General features: G+C 67.5%; 17 protein-coding genes. 11 read left to right on the top strand and 6 right to left on the bottom strand.

Annotation, left to right across the window (positions count from 1 at the left end):
* Positions 1–3 precede the first annotated feature (3 nt).
* Positions 4–840, top strand: coding sequence for an NAD(P)H-binding protein (locus AB0F88_RS21420; protein ID WP_362686465.1), 837 nt, complete (start codon positions 4–6; stop codon positions 838–840).
* A 182-nt stretch (positions 841–1,022) separates the two neighbouring features.
* Positions 1,023–1,451, top strand: coding sequence for a nuclear transport factor 2 family protein (locus AB0F88_RS21415; RefSeq protein WP_362686462.1), 429 nt, complete (start codon positions 1,023–1,025; stop codon positions 1,449–1,451).
* On the opposite strand, the gene AB0F88_RS21410 is transcribed toward AB0F88_RS21415, so the two are convergent.
* On the bottom strand, positions 1,397–2,494 hold the full coding sequence (locus AB0F88_RS21410) for a helix-turn-helix domain-containing protein (RefSeq protein WP_362686459.1): 1,098 nt from the start codon (positions 2,492–2,494) through the stop codon (positions 1,397–1,399). The two genes, AB0F88_RS21415 and AB0F88_RS21410, sit on opposite strands and share 55 nt — an antisense overlap.
* Positions 2,495–2,638: 144 nt before the next feature.
* Between AB0F88_RS21410 and AB0F88_RS21405 the strand changes: the two genes are divergently transcribed.
* Positions 2,639–3,535, top strand: a complete 897-nt coding sequence (locus tag AB0F88_RS21405; RefSeq protein ID WP_362686456.1) for an NAD(P)-binding domain-containing protein — start codon at positions 2,639–2,641, stop codon at positions 3,533–3,535.
* A 184-nt stretch (positions 3,536–3,719) separates the two neighbouring features.
* On the opposite strand, the gene AB0F88_RS21400 is transcribed toward AB0F88_RS21405, so the two are convergent.
* Both AB0F88_RS21400 and AB0F88_RS21395 read right to left on the bottom strand, forming a co-directional pair.
* Positions 3,720–3,878: a hypothetical protein gene (locus AB0F88_RS21400; RefSeq protein ID WP_362686742.1), complete on the bottom strand. Its 159-nt coding sequence runs from the start codon at positions 3,876–3,878 to the stop codon at positions 3,720–3,722.
* A gap of 25 nt (positions 3,879–3,903) precedes the next feature.
* Entirely contained in the window at positions 3,904–4,257 is a 354-nt protein-coding gene (locus AB0F88_RS21395) for a hypothetical protein (protein ID WP_362686453.1), read from the bottom strand.
* Positions 4,258–4,717: 460 nt separating this feature from the next.
* Between AB0F88_RS21395 and AB0F88_RS21390 the strand changes: the two genes are divergently transcribed.
* The 4 genes from AB0F88_RS21390 (at position 4,718) to AB0F88_RS21375 (ending at position 9,585) form a co-directional block, all read left to right on the top strand.
* Positions 4,718–6,232, top strand: coding sequence for an NAD(P)/FAD-dependent oxidoreductase (locus tag AB0F88_RS21390; protein ID WP_362686450.1), 1,515 nt, complete (start codon positions 4,718–4,720; stop codon positions 6,230–6,232).
* Positions 6,233–6,411: 179 nt separating this feature from the next.
* Positions 6,412–6,546 carry a hypothetical protein gene (locus AB0F88_RS21385; RefSeq protein WP_362686448.1) on the top strand — a complete coding sequence of 45 codons (135 nt, stop codon included), beginning with the start codon at positions 6,412–6,414 and terminating at the stop codon, positions 6,544–6,546.
* A gap of 168 nt (positions 6,547–6,714) precedes the next feature.
* Complete coding sequence (locus AB0F88_RS21380; RefSeq protein WP_362686445.1) at positions 6,715–8,217, top strand: NAD(P)/FAD-dependent oxidoreductase; 1,503 nt, start codon at positions 6,715–6,717, stop codon at positions 8,215–8,217.
* 177 nt (positions 8,218–8,394) lie between these two features.
* Entirely contained in the window at positions 8,395–9,585 is a 1,191-nt protein-coding gene (locus AB0F88_RS21375; protein WP_362686442.1) for a cytochrome P450, read from the top strand.
* Here AB0F88_RS21375 and AB0F88_RS21370 read toward each other — a convergent pair.
* Positions 9,545–11,941 (bottom strand): BTAD domain-containing putative transcriptional regulator, encoded by a 2,397-nt coding sequence (locus AB0F88_RS21370; RefSeq protein ID WP_362686439.1) that lies wholly within the window; start codon positions 11,939–11,941, stop codon positions 9,545–9,547. The two genes, AB0F88_RS21375 and AB0F88_RS21370, sit on opposite strands and share 41 nt — an antisense overlap.
* Before the next feature lie 701 nt (positions 11,942–12,642).
* On the opposite strand from AB0F88_RS21370, the gene AB0F88_RS21365 reads away from it, so the two are divergent.
* The 4 genes from AB0F88_RS21365 (at position 12,643) to AB0F88_RS21350 (ending at position 15,965) form a co-directional block, all read left to right on the top strand.
* A complete protein-coding gene (locus tag AB0F88_RS21365) occupies positions 12,643–13,152 on the top strand; it encodes an integrase core domain-containing protein (RefSeq protein WP_362686436.1) in 510 nt (169 codons plus the stop codon).
* 530 nt (positions 13,153–13,682) lie between these two features.
* A complete protein-coding gene (locus tag AB0F88_RS21360; protein ID WP_362686433.1) occupies positions 13,683–14,120 on the top strand; it encodes a PPOX class F420-dependent oxidoreductase in 438 nt (145 codons plus the stop codon).
* 196 nt (positions 14,121–14,316) lie between these two features.
* Complete coding sequence (locus tag AB0F88_RS21355) at positions 14,317–14,799, top strand: cation:proton antiporter regulatory subunit (protein ID WP_362686430.1); 483 nt, start codon at positions 14,317–14,319, stop codon at positions 14,797–14,799.
* An 86-nt stretch (positions 14,800–14,885) separates the two neighbouring features.
* A complete protein-coding gene (locus tag AB0F88_RS21350) occupies positions 14,886–15,965 on the top strand; it encodes a cation:proton antiporter (protein WP_362686427.1) in 1,080 nt (359 codons plus the stop codon).
* Positions 15,966–16,019: 54 nt separating this feature from the next.
* Here the strand turns inward: AB0F88_RS21350 and AB0F88_RS21345 are convergent, their stop codons facing one another.
* A complete protein-coding gene (locus AB0F88_RS21345; protein ID WP_362686424.1) occupies positions 16,020–16,391 on the bottom strand; it encodes a VOC family protein in 372 nt (123 codons plus the stop codon).
* An 89-nt stretch (positions 16,392–16,480) separates the two neighbouring features.
* Positions 16,481–16,852: a VOC family protein gene (locus AB0F88_RS21340; protein ID WP_362686421.1), complete on the bottom strand. Its 372-nt coding sequence runs from the start codon at positions 16,850–16,852 to the stop codon at positions 16,481–16,483.
* Positions 16,853–16,880: the final 28 nt, after the last annotated feature.

The raw sequence follows: 16,880 nt of genomic DNA, 5'->3' as shown, positions 1-16,880 counted from the left end.
CGCATGAGCGAATCCCCCATTCTCGTCCTCGGCGGCACGGGCAAGACCGGTGCCAGGGTCGCACGTCAGCTCACCGAGCTCGGTCACCTGCCCAGAATCGCCTCGCGTTCCGGCGCGACCCGCTTCGACTGGCACGACAGCTCCACCTGGCCTGCCGCGGTCGACGGCATGAAAGCCGTATACGTCGTCGACGAACAGGGCGCCGACGCCGCGACGATGCTCACCGACTTCATCGGCACCGCCACCACCGCGGGCGTCGAGCGCCTGGTGCTGCTCTCCGCACGCCCCTTCACGCAGAGGTCCGACGAGCCGAGCCTGTTCCGCGTCGAGGACGTGGTGAGCGGCTCCGGACTCGGCTGGACGATCCTGCGCCCCACCTGGTTCTGCCAGAACTTCAGCGAGCCCAATTTCCTCTGCACGGAGATCGCCGAGGGCGAGCTGCGGGTCACCACCCGCGAGGGTGCCGAGCCCTTCATCGACGCTGAGGACATCGCCGCCGTCGCTGTGGCCGCGCTGACCGGGGACGGCCACGATGAGGCCGTGTACGAGCTGTCCGGACCGCGGCTGATGACCTTCGGCGAGGTCGTCGCCGAGATCTCCGCCGCGTCCGGCCGTGAGGTTCGCCTCACCGTGCTCTCCCCCGAGGAGTACGTCCGGCATCTCGTGGGCAGGGGCCACTCGCGGGAACTGGCCGACTACGTCGTTCGGCTCTTCGACGCCATCGACGACGGGGCGACCGCGTACCTGTCCGACGGCGTGGAGAAGGTCACCGGCCGCAAGGCACGGGATTTCTCGGAGTATGCCGCCTCCGTTGACTGGACAAAGGTCTTCCCCGGCTGACAAAAGCAGCAAATCGGATCTCGGCGTGGTGTCAACGGGGTAATCGCCGCCGCTCTCGAAGAAGTCCGGCAGCGATTACCTGACTGCGATCGACCGCTACTCGACGGGCGGTAGCGTCCATATCGGCGTTGCCCGACATCGCGCCGAAAACATCCGATAACCAGAACAGGAGTGGGCTCACCATGGCCTTCGAAAAACACGCCCTGGCCAGTGATATCGACACGCACCAGGAAATGTTCAACGTGGCGTTCAACGCGGGCGACGCGGATGCCGTCAACGCCTTGTACGTCGAGGACGCGGTCGGCTTGTGGGAGCCCGGAAAGCCGGTCGCGGGCCAGGAGCGCAGGGATTACGTCAAGCACTTCATCGCGACCCGCAACGCGACCGTCGAGGCGACCGTGCACCAGAAGATGGTCCACGGCGACACCGCCATGGTGGTGGTCGAGTGGACGATGGACACCACCAGGGACGGCAAGCCGGAGAAGCTCGGCGGCCTGGCGGTCGACGTGTTGCAGCGTGGCGCGGACGGCGGCTGGCGGTACGTGATCGACAACGCTTACGCGGGCAACGGTCCTTGGCCGGCGGAAAGCTCCTGGCCCGCGGAGGGCTGACAGGACCCGGGCGCCGACGACCGCGTCAGCGGGGCCGGCGCCCGCTCGGCGGCTCTGCGGGCGCGGGCTCCGGCACTGAGCGAGTGCCGGTAGTCGGTGGGCGTGACACCGAAGTGTGTGGTGAAGTGCCTGCGCAGGTTGGTCGCGGTGCCCAGGCCGCTGGCCTCGCTGACCCGCTCGATCGGCAGGTCGGTGGTCTCCAACAGGCTCTGCGCGCGGGACAGGCGCTGGTTGAGCAGCCACTTCAGCGGGGTGAGGCCGGTGGCCGCCTGGAGCTTGCGGAAGAACGTGCGGTTGCTCATGCCCGCCTGCTTCGCCATCGCGTCGATGGTGAGGGGCTGGTCGAGGTTGCGCGAGGCCCAGTCCATCGTCATCGCGAGGGTGTCGTCGTCGCTGTCGGGGACGGACAGGTCGACGAACTGCGCCTGCCCACCGGGGCGGTGACCGGCCACGACCATCCGGCGCGCCAACTGGCCGGCCACATAGGCGCCCAGGTCGCGGCGCACCAGGTGCAGGCACAGGTCCAAGCCCGCGCTCATGCCCGCACTGGTGAGGACATCGCCGTCGTCGACGTAGAGCACGGTGTCCTCGACCTGGACCTCCGGGTAGCGCTTGGCCAGATCGGAGGTGTGCATCCAGTGCGTGGTGGCCCTGCGGCCGTCGAGCAGGCCCGCCTCGGCGAGGGCGAACGCCCCGGTGCACATCGACGCCATCCGCGCGCCCGCCCCGGCCGCCTCGCGCAGCGCGTCCACGAAGTCCGACGGCAGTGGAGCGCTGCCCTGCAGCACGTAGTACGGGACCGAGGGAACGATGACGGTGTCGGCGACGACCAGGTCGTCGAGCCCATGCGCCGTGCGCACGGAGAATCCGCGCGCCGCGGGCTGGTTCCCGTTCACCGCGCAAAGCTTCAATTCATACCAGGGATTGGCCAGGTCGTATTGCGGATCACCGAAGACCGCGTTCGCGATGGCGGTCTCGTAAATCTCGCAGACCTGCATGTCGGTGCCGTTGATCACAGCGATCGCGATTGTGCCCGGACTCATGATCGCGAGTCTATGGCACGAATCGTTCGAAGATGGTCAGATCCGCTGCTGGTCGGGCCACCCCTGCCAATGAAACCGTTGAAGTCCGCCGAACAACCACATCGCGTCACCTGAATGGGCGCGGACCGAACAGGAGTGAATGTGATGTCCAACCCCAATGCCGCCCAAGCGCCGGTCACCGTCATCGGTCTAGGCCTGATGGGTCAGGCATTGGCTGCCGCGTTCCTCGGGAACGGGCACCCGACCACCGTGTGGAACCGCTCGGCCGCCAAGGCCGACGAGCTCGTCGCCAAGGGCGCGGTCCTGGCGCCCTCGGTCAAGGACGCCGTCGAGGCGAGCCCGCTGGTCGTCATCTGCGTCTCGGACTACGACGCCGTGCACCAGCTGCTCGACCCGGAGGTGGGTTCGCTGGAGGGCCGCACGCTGGTCAACATGACCAGCGCCAGCTCGTCACAGGCCAGGGACATGTCGAAGTGGGCGGCGGAACACAAGGTCGGCGCGTACATCGACAGCGCGATCATGGCCATCCCGCCCGCGATCGCCACCGACGAGGCCTTGCTGCTGTACTGCGGTCCGAAGTCGGCCTTCGACGAGCACGAGCAGACCCTCAAGGCGGTGGCCCCCGCGGCGACCACCTACCTGGGTGAGAACCATGGTCTCGCCGCCCTCTACGACGTCTCCCTGCTCACCATGATGTGGGGCGTCGAGAACAGCTTCCTGCACGGTGTCGCGCTGCTGGGCACCGCAGGCGTGAAGGCCACCGAGTACCTGCCGATGGCCAAGGCGCTCGCCGAGATGTCGCTGGGCTTCATCGAGGCCTACGCCGCGCAGATCGACGCGGGCGAGTGGCCCGCGGAGGACTCCACCATCGATACGCACGTCGACGCGATGGACCACCTGCTCGACGAGAGCAAGGAGCTGGGGGTCAACACCGAGTGGCCCGCGCTCATCACGGCGTTGGGCAAGCGCGCGATCGCCGAAGGTCACGGGCCCGCCAGTTACGCCGCGATGGTCGAGGTGTTCCGCAAGCCCTCGGCCTGAGCCTTCCCCCTGCGGCGCACCGGGCGCGCCGCAGGGGCGCGCCTCATACCAGCGGTCGACCCGATACACGCCTCCGAAAAGGAGGACAACGGGTCGACCGCTATTCGGTGTTGGCCGAAATATTGACTTCACAAGCCGCTTGAAGAAGTTCAGCCCGATGACCGCCGTTAGGACCTCAGGGAATTCAGCGAGAGGCCCTCGGCATCGGGAGGGAGCAGATACGCCGAACCTTCACATGTGCGATCGCTCGTTCCGCGGCAGCGCGGATGCTGTTGATTTCCCGGTTGTTCTGCTTCTGCCCGGCGGTCGGCTTTCCGCCGCGTGGCTTCTTGGCGGGGGTGATATCCGCATGGCCTTGATAGCCGCTGTCACCGCGTGATGAAGATCGGCGATTTGATCGGCGAGACCGGAGGCGCAGAACGCGTGGGCTCGTGGCGGGCTCCGGGTACAGGCTCCTTTCCTATCGCGACCGCACGGCCGTCGAGATCGCAGGTGACTTGAGCGTTGAAGCCGGTCGTCTTACGTTCGCCGGAATACATGCCTTCGGCGGCCTTCCAATTCCATGTGGGTGCGAGTGCGCCGTCCACCAGCGCAACCGACCTGGTCAGGTCGATGAAGGCAGGACGGCCGCCAGGTTTGGCGACGCCGCCCATCAAGATCCTTACCTGCCTGGTCAGCTCGATGAGTTGTGTCATGGACAGGCTGTGGATTTCTTCGCGCAAGCGAGTCGATAGACTCTCTCGCCATCAAGAAGCTTTTGAATGGCCTTCATTGCTCACACGTGGGTCCACGGTGGTTCGTCGCCCCCGCTCATCGATGTATTCGCAGCGCGAATGGTCAAGCTAACGGTTCGATCACGGGCGGGCCGAGCCTGTTGTTGAATACGCTCCGCGCGCTAGCCTGACCGCAATCACTCGAATGCAGGACGGCTCTTAGGGGCCACCGCCCCTATGCAGTCACCCAAAGTAGCGACGTTGCCGATGGGTGGTCAGGTATCACCGCGCGCCCATTGCAAATAAGCGTCGGAACATAGCTCAACACATCAGCGCGGTCGCGGTCACATTACGCACCGTGTCCGATCGATTACGTCCAACTATCGCACGCGTTCAGCACTGCGTCCATAGTCCGGCGACCGGTCATCCGCTATTTCCGCAACAAGTTCCCGGAAGGAAACAAGGGATAATGACCAACGACGTGGAATCCACTCCACCCGAGAATCGGGGTCTGCCGCGGCGCGGCGTGCTCAAGGCGGGTCTCGCGATCACCGGGGCCGCGGTGGCGTCCTCCGCGACGGCCGCCGTCGCCGTCGCGGACACCCAGGACCCGGCCCTGCGGCGGCACTTCGACGTGATCGTCGTGGGCGCCGGGATGGCCGGGGTCACCGCAACGCGTGAACTGCGCGCCAAGGGCAAACGGGTGCTGCTGCTCGAGGCGCGCAATCGGGTCGGCGGCCGGACCTGGACCGACACCTGGCGGGGCCACATGATCGAGCGCGGCGGCACCTGGGTCGACCGGTTACAGCCGCACGTGTGGCGCGAACTCAACCGCTACCGCCTGCCGATCATGGCCGACCAGGGGGTGACCAGGGCGATCATGCCCACCCTCACCGGGTTCGAGGAGCTCGACCCGTCCGTGGCCTACATCCGGCAGAAAGAGCTCTTCACCAGGTTCTTCGACCGGTCGACCGAGATCTTCCCGGAACCCTTCCATCCGCTGCACCGACCCGACCTGGTCGCCCAGTTCGACCAGTTCTCGCTGCGGGACCGGCTCGACCAGATGGCCCTGCCGCCGGAGGACGAGGTCCTGCTGACCAGCTGGACCTCGCTGTACGGCGGGACCAGCGAGCGCGGCGCGCTGACCCTCATCCAGCAGTGGTGGGCGCTGTCCGGTGGCACGTTCGAGGGCTTCCACGGCGTCAACACCTACCGCCCGGCACAGGGCACGGTGTCGATCTTGAACGCCATGCTCGCCGAGTCCAAGCCGGTCCTCAAGCTCAACTCGCCGGTCAAGTCGGTGGTCCAGAACGCCGGCAAGGTGACCGTGACGACGCGCGCGGGCGAGTCGTTCACCGCGCCCGAGGTGATCATGGCCGTGCCGGTGAACGTCTGGCGCACGATCTCGTTCAGCCCGGCGCTGCCCGCCGCGCACCGGGAGGCGACGAACGCCGGGATCGGCGTGCCGCACGAGAAGAAGCTGTGGATCGACCTGTCCAACCCCACGGACAGGTTCGTGGCCGAGTCGCCCGAGGGCAGGGGTGATCCGCTCTGCTTCATGGGCCGGTTCAACGACGGCCAGCCGGTGGTCGCCTTCACCGTCGACCGCACCTTCGACGTCAACGACAGGAACGCGATGGAGCGGGCCCTCCGGAGGGTGCTCCCGGGGGCCACGATGCGCGACTACATCGTGACCAACTGGCACACAGACCCGTTCTCCCTGGGCGCCGGCGCGTACCGCCAGCCGTACCAGCTCATCAGGCTGCACGCGAAGCTCCAGCAGCCGCACGGCCGGATCAAGTTCGCGGGCGCCGACATCGCCAACGGGTGGAACGGCTACATCGACGGCGCGATCGAGGACGGCCTGCGGGTCGCGGGCTCGCCGACCCTGTCCGGCCCGGCCGCCGCGGCGGCCAGCGCCGAGGAACGAATTTTCGTGCCCAAGGTGAACCGCGGGCTGTACCGCGGCCTCGGCGGGCGGTAACAGCGCGCGCGTCTTGAGACTATTCGCTCTCGGGAAAGTCTCAAGACGGTCTACGCGTGGTCTGCGTTGAATAGCGGTGGCCGGAATTCCGGTCACCGCTGTTCGCAATTCCGCCTCGGTAATCTCAATGAGGGAAAACATATGCACGGGCCGGGCATGCCGCAGCTAGGCTCCTGGCCGTGAGCGCGCCCATCGGCAGCACAGCCATGAAACCGGTCTATTCGCTGTTCTCGTGGTTCCGCGAAACCCTCAATCCACAGCCGGTCACGCGAGAAGGCGACCACGGAGTGCAGGGGCGTTATCCAGAATGTTGATCTTGGGCTGACAACACAACAGCCCCGCCTGGTCGTGGCCACCTCACGCACTGCTTCCGATCGATCACACCCCAATATCGCGTGCGCGGCAATCGTGAGTCCACAGCCCGGCGACGGATCATCCGCTACCAGTTCTCAGGAAAGAAACGAGGGACAGTGACCCACGAAATGGAATCCGGTCGGCCCGAGGGTCGGGGTCTGCCGCGGCGCGGCGTGCTCAAGGCGGGTCTCGCGATCACCGGGGCCGCGGTGGCGTCCTCCGCGACGGCCGCCGTCGCCGTCGCGGAGACCCAGGACCCGGCCCTGCGGCGGCACTTCGACGTGATCGTCGTGGGCGCCGGGATGGCCGGGGTCACCGCAACGCGTGAACTGCGCGCCAAGGGCAAGCGGGTGCTGCTGCTCGAGGCGCGCGACCGGGTCGGCGGCCGGACCTGGACCGACACCTGGCGGGGCCACATGATCGAGCGCGGCGGCACCTGGGTCGACCGGTTACAGCCGCACGTGTGGCGCGAACTCAACCGCTACCGCCTGCCGATCATGGCCGACCAGGGGGTGACCAGGGCGATCATGCCCACCCTCACCGGGTTCGAGGAGCTCGACCCGTCCGTGGCCTACATCCGGCAGGGCGAGCTGTTCACCAGGTTCTTCGAGGACTCGACCAGAATCTATCCGTCGCCCTACCAACCGCTCAAGCGCCGCGACCTGGTCGCCCGGTTCGACCGGTTCTCGCTGCGGGACCGGCTCGACCAGATGGCCCTGCCGCCGGAGGACGAGATCCTGCTGACCAGCTGGACCTCGCTGTACGGCGGGACCAGCGAGCGCGGCGCGCTGACCCACATCCAGCAGTGGTGGGCACTGGCCGGTGGCACGTTCGAGGCCTTCCACGGCGTCAACACCTACCGCCCGGCACAGGGCACGGTGTCGATCTTGAACGCCATGCTCGCCGAGTCCAAGCCGGTCCTCAAGCTCAACTCGCCGGTCAAGTCGGTGGTCCAGAACGCCGGCAAGGCGACCGTGACGACGCGCGCGGGCGAGTCGTTCACCGCGCCCGAGGTGATCATGGCCGTGCCGGTGAACGTCTGGCGCACGATCTCGTTCAGCCCGCCGCTGCCCGCCGCGCACCGGGAGGCGACGAACGCCGGGATGGGCGTGACGGAGGAGAGGAAGCTGTGGATCGACCTGTCCAACCCCACGGACAGGTTCGTGGCCGAGTCGCCTGAGGGCAGGGGTGACCCGTTCTGCTTCATGGGCCGGTTCAACGACGGCGATCCGGTGGTCGCCTTCACCGTCGACACCACCTTCGACGAGACCGACGGGGACGAGGTGGAGCGGGCCCTCCGGAGGGTGCTCCCGGGGGCCAAGGTGCGCGACTACATCGTGACCGACTTCCACAAGGACGAGTTCGCCCTCGGCACCGGCGGCTACCGCCAGCCGTACCAGCTCATCAGGCTGCACGCGAAGCTCCAGCAGCCGCACGGCCGGATCAAGTTCGCGGGCAGCGACATCGCCAACGGGTGGAACGGCTACATCGACGGCGCGATCGAGGACGGCCTGCGGGTCGCGGGCTCGCCGACCCTGTCCGGCCCGGCCGCCGCGGCGGCCAGCGCCGAGGAACGAATTTTCGTGCCCAAGGTGAACCGCGGGCTGTACCGCGGCCTCGGCGGGCGATAACAGCGCGCGTCTTGAGACTATTCGCTCTCGGGAAAGTCTCAAGACGGTCTACGCGTGGTCTGCGTTGAATAGCGGTGGCCGGAATTCCGGTCACCGCTGTTCGCAATTCCGACTCGGCAAACTCAATAAAGGAAAAAGTATGCACAGGCAAGGTGCGTCGAAGATAGGCTCCTGCCCATGAGCGCGTCCATTGACAGCACAACCATGGAACCAGTCGAGTCGCTGTTCTCGTGGTTCCGCGAGATGCTCGATTCGCAGCCGGTCAGTAGCGACGGCGACCACGGAGTACAGGTATTCGGTTACGAGAACATCACCAGGATTCTTGCCGACACCAAGACGTTCTCCTCGGAGACGGCAAGGCTGTTCAATCTCCCGCACCCTGAACTCGACCGCTTCGACGAGGGCAACCTGGTCACCACAGACCCGCCTCGGCACCGCAAGCTGCGCACCGTCATCAGCCAGGTGTTCACCCCCCGCTCGGTCGCGAACCTGGCCGAACGCATCGAGCTGATCACCAACACCCTGCTGGACAAGGTCGCCGACCAGGATTCGTTCGACCTCGTCGACGCGCTCGCGTTCCCGCTGCCGATCACCGTGATCGCCGACGTGCTCGGTCTGCCCATCGAGGACGAGCCGCTGTTCCGCAGGTGGGGTGATGCGATCGGCGCGCTCGACGCCGCCACCGTGCCCCCCGAGCTGCTCGATGGCGAGGTGGGGCCCGCCCTCCACGAGATGGGCGAGTACTTCCTGCGGCACATGCGCGACCGCAGGCAGAACCCGCGCGACGACGTGATGAGCCGGCTGGCCAACGCCACCATCGACGGCGAGCCGCTGACCGACGGCGAGATGATCGGGGTCACCGGCCTGACCATGTTCGCCGGGCACGCCACCACGATGTCGTTGATCTGCACCGCGGTCATCCTCTTGGGGCAGCACCCGGAAGCGCTGGCCGAGATCCGCGCGGACCGCGACCTGGTGCCCGGCGCGCTGGAGGAGGTGCTGCGCATGTATCCGCCGTTCCCGCGCCTGGTGCGGGTCACCACCACCGACACCGAGATCGGCGGACACCCGGTCGCCGCGAACCAGCTTGTGACGCCGTGGATCGGCGCGGCCAACCGCGACGGCGCCAAGTTCCCCGACCCGGACCGCTTCGACATCCACCGCAACACCGGCGGGCACCTGGTGTTCGGCCAGGGCATCCACTTCTGCCTCGGCGCGCCGCTGGCGCGGCTAGAGGGCAAGATCGCGCTGAACCTGTTGCTGGACCGCTACTCGAAGATCAGCGTTGATCCCGAGCGCGGTGTGGAGTGGGAGAACCCCAACCAGATCATCTGCCCGCGCCGCCTGCCTGTGCGGGCAACTCGGTGACCTGGCAGTACACCACGCGGGCGGCGGCGACCTGACCACCGGCGTCGCCGCCCGGGTACCGATCCTTGCGCAGCAAGGATGAGCCGGATGCCAGGACCCGCCTCATGTGCGTGCGGCGCGCGTCCGAGTCGTCGCCGACGCCGGCGAGCAGGCTCCCAGCCGAGCCCTTGGCCCCGCTGTTCCTGGTGGATTGCAGGAGCTCCAGCAGCCGGTCTATCGCGATGTCGGAGATGGGTTCCAGGTTCATCGTCAGCGCGTGCCGCAGTCGCGAACCCCACACCGGGCGGCGCCTGGCCAGGTCCGGCCGCGCAGTGACCACCACCAGTACCGGCAGGCCGGGAAGCGACCTCGGCAGGTCCTCGACGAAGTCGATCAAATGGTCGTCTGCGACGTGCAGGTCCTCGACGATCATGACGACGGGGCAGCACCGGGCGATCTGGCCGAGCAGGTGCCGCCACGCGTGCAGCACGTCAGTGACCGGTACGTCCGAGCGTCCCCGTCTTCGGTCGACCAGGCCGGTCAGCCGGTGCACCAGTCCGCGCCGCTCGTCTTCCGACTGGACGAGTCGCTCCACCGTGCCGGTGATCTCGGCCTGTACCCACTCGACAGGGCCGTCCGGGTCGATGCCGCAGTACGAGCACAGCAGGTCGTTGAGCACGTCGACGGCGGTGTCCTCCACGAATGGCCGCGCGCGGCCGACCAGGACCCGCACCGGCTCGGCGGTCGCGGCGATCCTGCGCTCGAACTCCAGGACGAATCGGGTCTTGCCGACGCCGGGGTCGCCGAGAACGGTCACCAGGTGGGGCGCGTCGACGTGCCTGGTGCGGCGCAGGAGGCCGCACAGCACCTCAAGGTCGTGCTCGCGGTCGATCACCGGCATGTCGTGCTGCTCCAGGTACTCCTGCCGAAGCCCGCCGACCTGCCAGCCGAAGGACGACTCGACCTCGAAGTAGGTGGTGGCGCACTCGGTGGCACGCTTGGTGTTCTCGCACACCCGGATCTCGCCGACCGGGGTCTGCGAGAGCAACTCGTGGCATTCGTCGAGCAGAACGCCGCTTACCGACGGCGCACTGTCGTTGTCGTTTTGGTAGCGCACCAGCGCCTCGCCGGTGGCCACCGCGATGTGGACGGCGATAGGGGTCTCGGCGCTGGAGGCGTCCGGGAAGTCGAGCTGGTCGCGGATGGTCAACGCGGCGAGGACGGCGCGTTCGGCGTCGTCCTCGCCGGTCTCGGGGACGCCGAACAACGCCAGCCAGATCGACCCGATGGAGGCCACGACGGTGCCGCCCAGCCGCTCGACCTCGTCGCGGATCGTGGCCGCGGCCTTCTCCAGCGCCGTGTTGCCTATGCCCTGGCAGCGCACGATGAGCACGCTGACGTCCTTGCGCTCGACCACCATGGTGCGCAGCACGGGCACGGCGGGCATCGAGACGGCCCCGGCATCCCCGTGCCCATCCGGTTCCGGCTCGAAGGGCGAGAAAGATCTGCGCTGCGGCACCGGCTGGGAGGGCCGGACGTCGGCGGGCCTCGGCTGTTCTTCGGCCCTCTCGCGGGAAGAGCCGGTCATCTGCAGCTTGATTTGCTTCTGCATCCCGACCGGGACCAGCGCCGGGTCTTGGGTGAGAATCGCCTGCTGCAGCGAGCGCAGCGCCGGATTCGGTTCCAGGCCGACGTTCTCGACCAGGCTGGTGCGCAAGGCGTGGTAGGCGTTGAGGGCGTCGGTCTGCCTGCCGCTGCGGTACAGCGCCAGCATCAGCTGTCCGCACAGGCGCTCGCGCAGCGGCTCGGTGGCGACCGCGCGCTGGAGTTCGGCCAGGGTCTGGTGGTGGTGTCCTCGGTCGAGCTCAACCTCGAAGTAGTCCTCAAGCGCGTCCAGCCTGGCGTCCTGCACCGAGGTCAGCTCGGGCCAGTCGATGCCGGACTCGACCAGGTCGGCCAGCGCGGGCCCGCGCCACAGCTCCAGGGCCTGCCGCAGCAGCAGGGATGCCGCCTCCAGGTCACCCTCGGCGCACTTGGCGCGTCCCGCCTCGACACGCTGGTGGAAGTTCTGCACGTCGGTCTGCTCGGGTTCGACGCGCAGCATGTAGCCGGGTGGCTGGCTGAGCAGCGCGGCGGAGCCGCCATTGGCTGACAGCGCCCTGCGCAGCCGCCAGACCGAGTTCTGCACGATCTTCCTGGCCGACAGCGGCACCTTGTTCTTGGGCCAAAGCGAGTCCACCAGCTGACTGCTCGCCACGACACGGTTGCGGTTGAGCAGCAGGAGTCCGAGGGTGGCCCGCTGCCGGGCGCCGCCAAGGTCGACCAACTCATCGCCGTGTACGACCTCTAATGGTCCGAGCATCTTGAAGTAAGTCACTTTACTCTCCCCCAAATTTTGTTTTGCCCTATCGAGCGCGACGACACCGAGCGGCCACCTACTGCAGAGCCTTTGTTACCGGTGGACAGACTCGCATATCGCCTTTGTTACCCGTGGATAGACTCGCATATCGCTGATGCGACCGTAGCCGACCGAACCGTCCGACACATGACCAGAAGCTGTCAACGGCATCCCGAAATTGACACCTGGTTGGGCGCCCTAGCAATTCCGGACAGCTCCCCAACTAGAGTTGGGGCGACCGGAAGGACGTAGAAGGTGGCACGGCGCAAGGGTCCGTATTCTCGGGAGTTCAAGCGACGAGGCCGTCCGCATGGTGCTGGACGGGGACCGTCCGGTGACTCATGCGGCCAAAGCTCGGTATTCACGACACGACGCTGCATAACTGGGTGGGTGCGTGGCGCGTGAACACGGGGGTGTCGCATCCGGTTCTTCTTCGCATGACGGGGAGAAGAACGGGCGGGAGCTGCAGTTGGAACGGGAGAATCGTCGACTCCGCAAAGAGAACGGCTTCCTGAAAAAAGGCCGCTACCTTCCTCGCGGCCAAGGAGCGATGACGGCGGCGTTCGAGTTGATCGACGCGGAGAAGGCGAATCATGCGATCGCGGACAGGTGCCGGTGGCCGGCCGTTTCCCGATCCGGTTTCCACGAGTGGCGGGGGCGTCCGGCCGTCGTGGCGGCCGGTGGCCACCGACGCCGATGCGCGACCCGGGATCCCCGACCTGGCCGGGCGGGACTTCACCGCCCCGGCGCCCGGGATGAGGTTCGCGGGTGACATCGCCCATATTCCGACCTGGGAAGGATTCCTTCAGCCGGCGACGGTCATCGACTGCTGCAGCAAGAAGGTCGCCGGCCGGGCGATGGTGGACCATGTCAAGACGCCGTTTGATCGAGGCGGCCATGGATATGGCCGCGGTGAATGTCCGGATCATCGAGGGAACGGTTTCCATTCGGATCGCGAGTCGAACTACACCTCGGAGGCGTTCGGCCGGAAGCCGGCGGCTATGGGCGCCCGGCAGCCGGTCGGCCGTACCGGTGTGTGCGGGGATAATGCGATGGCCGAGTCGTTCTTCGCTACGTTGAAGAACGAGTGGTTCAACAGATTCATGTTCGTCACTCGCGATAAGGCACGCTGTCAGGTTGTGCGCTATATCGAGGGGTTCTATAACGGCAATTGTAGATCGAGACCTTGATGCGGGCAAGGATTACGGGGTGCCTGCGGGCATGAGAACGGCCACCGGCAGCATGACCGTCTGTAACAAAGAATCCGGATGCGGTGACCGCGGGGGTCACCGTATCCCCGACTCGGCGACCTGAGCACCGTGCTCGTCGTCGATGAGACCGGTGATGCGAAATCCTCCACCGACGCTTTCGCGGCGCGAGGCTCGGACTAGTTCCTGTGAGCTGCCGTGAACGGTGAGACTCCTCCGCCGATTCGCCCTTCCCCGCCCCCGGCAAGACATCGCTCCCGAACACGCCCCGCACTGGTCCCGGTGGCGGCGTCGCCACCGATATCGGACAGCGACCTGCCATCGGCAGTGGAATGAGGTGACAGCGGCCGCCGGATCCCCTCGGGCCCGCCCGGCACCGGATCAGCCGCGGCTGACCCATGAAACGGCTTTGCGCATCACCGTGCCCCCGGCCGAGTTCGAAAACCCCCCGATCAGCCGATCGAGACCATTCTGAGAACTGTCACACGTGTATGGAGCGCCATAATCTTCGCATGACTGTTTCGTCTTTCAACCCACGCGCCCTGCTTGCGGAAAGCCGTCTCGGTGTTCTCGCGACGATTAAGCAGGACGGACTCCCGCAGTTGTCCCCCGTGATGCCCTTCTACGACCGGGACGCGGATGTCATCTATGTGTCGACGAGCGCCGGGACGGCCAAGATCGTGAACCTGCGCCGGAACCCGCGCGCCGCGCTGGAGGTCACCAGCTCCGACGGCTGGTCGTGGGCTACCGCCGAGGGCACCGTTACCGTGACCGGCCCGGGAACCGACCCGAACGGGCCCGAAGCCCAGGCCTTAGTCGACTACTACCGCGCCGCCGCGGGCGATCATCCGAACTGGGAAGAGTACCGAGCGGCCATGGTCGCGCAACGCCGCGTCTTGATCACGCTCAAGGTCGACCACGTCTACGGGAGGCGCGTTGCTCCGGCGTGAGCGGCTGCTGACTTCGCACACCTCCGAATGGCGTAAGGCTCGTACGGGCGAGGCGTCGAAGGCACTGGAGCCAAAGGCGCGCAAGCCCGCAAAGTCAATCGGAAATACGGGATATTACCGGTTACGCGCGGCATGGCCCCGATTGGTAGGTTTTCGGTAAAGGACAAGGGAACGCGCACGCGGAGGAGCTGGCACGGTGGAGGTCGAGCAGACGGCACTGCCCGGTATAGGACTGCGGCACGAGTTCACGACGCGGTCGGGCAGGCGCATCGGGATCGTCTCTCACCGCACCGGCCGCCGCGACCTGGTGATATACGACCCCGACGATCCCGACCGCGCGTGCGAGACCATCAAGATGAACGACGAGGAGGCCGACGCGCTCGCCGAGCTGCTCGGCGCCCCGCGCATCGTTCAGCGCCTCAACGCCCTGCACCGCGAGGTCGAGGGCCTGGTCAGCCTGCAGCTGCCGATCCTGCCCGGCTCTCCGTACGCCGGTCGGCCGATGGGTGACGCGCGCGTCCGCACCCGCACCGGCGCCTCCATCGTGGCCGTGGTGCGCGAGGGCCAGGTGTTCGCCAGCCCCGCCCCCGACTTCGGGCTGGCCGAGAGTGACGTGGTGGTCGTGGTGGGCAGCCCCGAGAGCACGTCCGCCGTCTCCGACATCCTTTCCGGCGGGTAGGGCACCGGGTGCACACTGCGATTCTCTTCCTTGAGCTCGGTGCTGTCCTTCTCGGGCTCGGCATACTGGGAGCACTCGCCCTAAAAGTGGGCATATCCCCCATCCCCCTCTACCTCATCGCGGGCCTGGCCTTCGGCACCGGCGGCATCCTGCCCCTCGCCACCAGCGAGGAGTTCATCGCGGTCGGCGCCGAGCTCGGCGTCATCCTGCTGTTGCTCACCCTCGGCCTGGAGTACAACGCCGACGAGCTCGTGACGAGCCTCAAGAGCAACGCGCGCGCGGGCGTCGTCGACCTGGTGCTCAACGCCGCGCCGGGCGCGATCGCCGCGCTGCTGCTGGGCTGGGGTCCGGTGGCCGCCATCGCCATGGCCGGCGTCACGTACGCGACCTCCTCCGGCATCACCGCGAAGGTCCTGTCCGACCTCGGGTGGATCGGTAACCGCGAGACACCGGTGGTGCTGTCGCTGCTGGTCTTCGAGGACCTCACGATGGCGATCTACCTGCCGGTCCTCACCGCGGTGCTGGCCGGGCTGAGCTTCGCCGGCGGCGCGGTCACCGTGGCGATCGCGCTGGCCGCGGTCAGCGTCGTGCTGCTGGTCGCGCTCCGCTACGGCAAGGCCATCGAGGCGTTCGTCTCCAGCCCCAACTCCGAGGTGCTGCTGCTGAAGGTCATCGGGCTCGCGCTGCTGGTCGCCGGGGTGGCCCAGCAGCTGCAGGTCTCGGCCGCGGTCGGCGCCTTCCTGGTGGGCATCGCGCTCTCGGGCGAGCTGGCCGAGGACGCCCAGGCGCTGCTCACCCCGATCCGCGACCTGTTCGCCGCGGTGTTCTTCGTCTTCTTCGGCCTGCAGACCGACCCGACCAAGATCCTGCCGGTCGCCGGGCTGGCCGCGCTGCTCGCCCTGATCAGCATGATCACGAAGCTGCTCACCGGCGCCTACGCCGCCCGCCGGGCGGGAATCGCCAAGGCCGGGCAGGCGCGGGCCGGCATCGCGCTCATCCCCCGGGGCGAGTTCAACATCGTGATCGCCGGACTCGCGGTGGCCGCCGGGGTGCACCCCGACCTGGGCCCGCTGGCCGCCGCGTACGTCCTCATCCTCGCCGCGTTCGGCCCGCTGGCCGCGCGGCTCGTCCAGCCCTTCATCACCGCCATCGCCAAGCGCGCCTGAGATCCGCCCGCCCCGCCGTCCCGGCGGGGCGGGCGGATCCCGCCGCTCAGCCGATCATCCGCCCTGGAGCACGGACAGGACGTTGCCCGCGGGGTCCTTGAACCACGCGATGGGAGGTCCCTCCTCCCGCATGACGCCCCTGTCGTCCTGCGGGAGGCCGTCGTACCGCTCGAAGACCACCCCGCGCCCGACCAGCCCGTCGACGGCGGCGTCGATGTCGTCCACCGGGAAGTTGAGGATGGTGTACGAGGCCGGGACGTGGCCGTGCTTGGGGTAGACCAGCACCTTCCCGCCCTCGGCGAGGTGCAGGGTCAGCATGCCGTTCTCCTCCGACACCTCCAGTCCCAGGGTCTCGGCGTAGAACTTCCTCGCCGTCTCGACGTCGTCCACCGCGAACCCGCTGAACGCCTTGGTCTGCCGGAACATGTGCTTCTCCCTTTCCCGTCGTTCCCCGGACAGGTCCTCTTCCCCGTCGTTCCCCGGACGGACCGTCTTCTCGCCGTTCCCCGGACGGGTCATCGCCGCGCGGCGGCGAGATACTCCGGGCTGAGCTCGATGATCTGGATGTAGTTGCCGTCCGGGTCGACCAGCGTGCCGAACAGCCCGGCGTCGCGCCGCTCGACCTCGACCAGCCAGGTCACCCCCAGGCCGTCGAGATGCGCGGCCGTGGCGCGAGCGTCCTCCACGTGGAAGTTGAAGATCACCCGTCCTGGTTCGGCGGTCGCCGGGGCAACGTCGGCGCGGCCTTCGAAGAGCACCCGGACACCGCCGAAGTCGATGAAGCCGTCTCCGGAGTGCTCGGGTTCCAGCGCGGCGACGTACCAGGCGTGCAGCCGGGCCGGGTCGGCGCTGCCGAACAGGATGCTGCCGAGGGCAGAGGTGCTCACAGTATTGTCCCTTCCCGCACCCCGCGGG

Origin of the sequence: Streptosporangium sp. NPDC023963 (assembly GCF_040639135.1) — a bacterium.
In the GTDB taxonomy this organism is placed as follows: domain Bacteria; phylum Actinomycetota; class Actinomycetes; order Streptosporangiales; family Streptosporangiaceae; genus Streptosporangium.
The sequence above is the reverse complement of the archived record's forward strand: the minus strand, read 5'-3'. Positions and strand labels throughout refer to the sequence as shown.

Coding starts and splice junctions, on each gene's coding strand:
- AB0F88_RS21360 (WP_362686433.1), top strand. CDS start 13,683: ATGACTGTTTCGTCTTTCAACCCACGCGCCCTGCTTGCGGAAAGCCGT.
- AB0F88_RS21345 (WP_362686424.1), bottom strand. CDS start 16,391: ATGTTCCGGCAGACCAAGGCGTTCAGCGGGTTCGCGGTGGACGACGTC.
- AB0F88_RS21405 (WP_362686456.1), top strand. CDS start 2,639: ATGTCCAACCCCAATGCCGCCCAAGCGCCGGTCACCGTCATCGGTCTA.
- AB0F88_RS21375 (WP_362686442.1), top strand. CDS start 8,395: ATGAGCGCGTCCATTGACAGCACAACCATGGAACCAGTCGAGTCGCTG.
- AB0F88_RS21380 (WP_362686445.1), top strand. CDS start 6,715: ATGGAATCCGGTCGGCCCGAGGGTCGGGGTCTGCCGCGGCGCGGCGTG.
- AB0F88_RS21410 (WP_362686459.1), bottom strand. CDS start 2,494: ATGAGTCCGGGCACAATCGCGATCGCTGTGATCAACGGCACCGACATG.
- AB0F88_RS21420 (WP_362686465.1), top strand. CDS start 4: ATGAGCGAATCCCCCATTCTCGTCCTCGGCGGCACGGGCAAGACCGGT.
- AB0F88_RS21390 (WP_362686450.1), top strand. CDS start 4,718: ATGACCAACGACGTGGAATCCACTCCACCCGAGAATCGGGGTCTGCCG.
- AB0F88_RS21415 (WP_362686462.1), top strand. CDS start 1,023: ATGGCCTTCGAAAAACACGCCCTGGCCAGTGATATCGACACGCACCAG.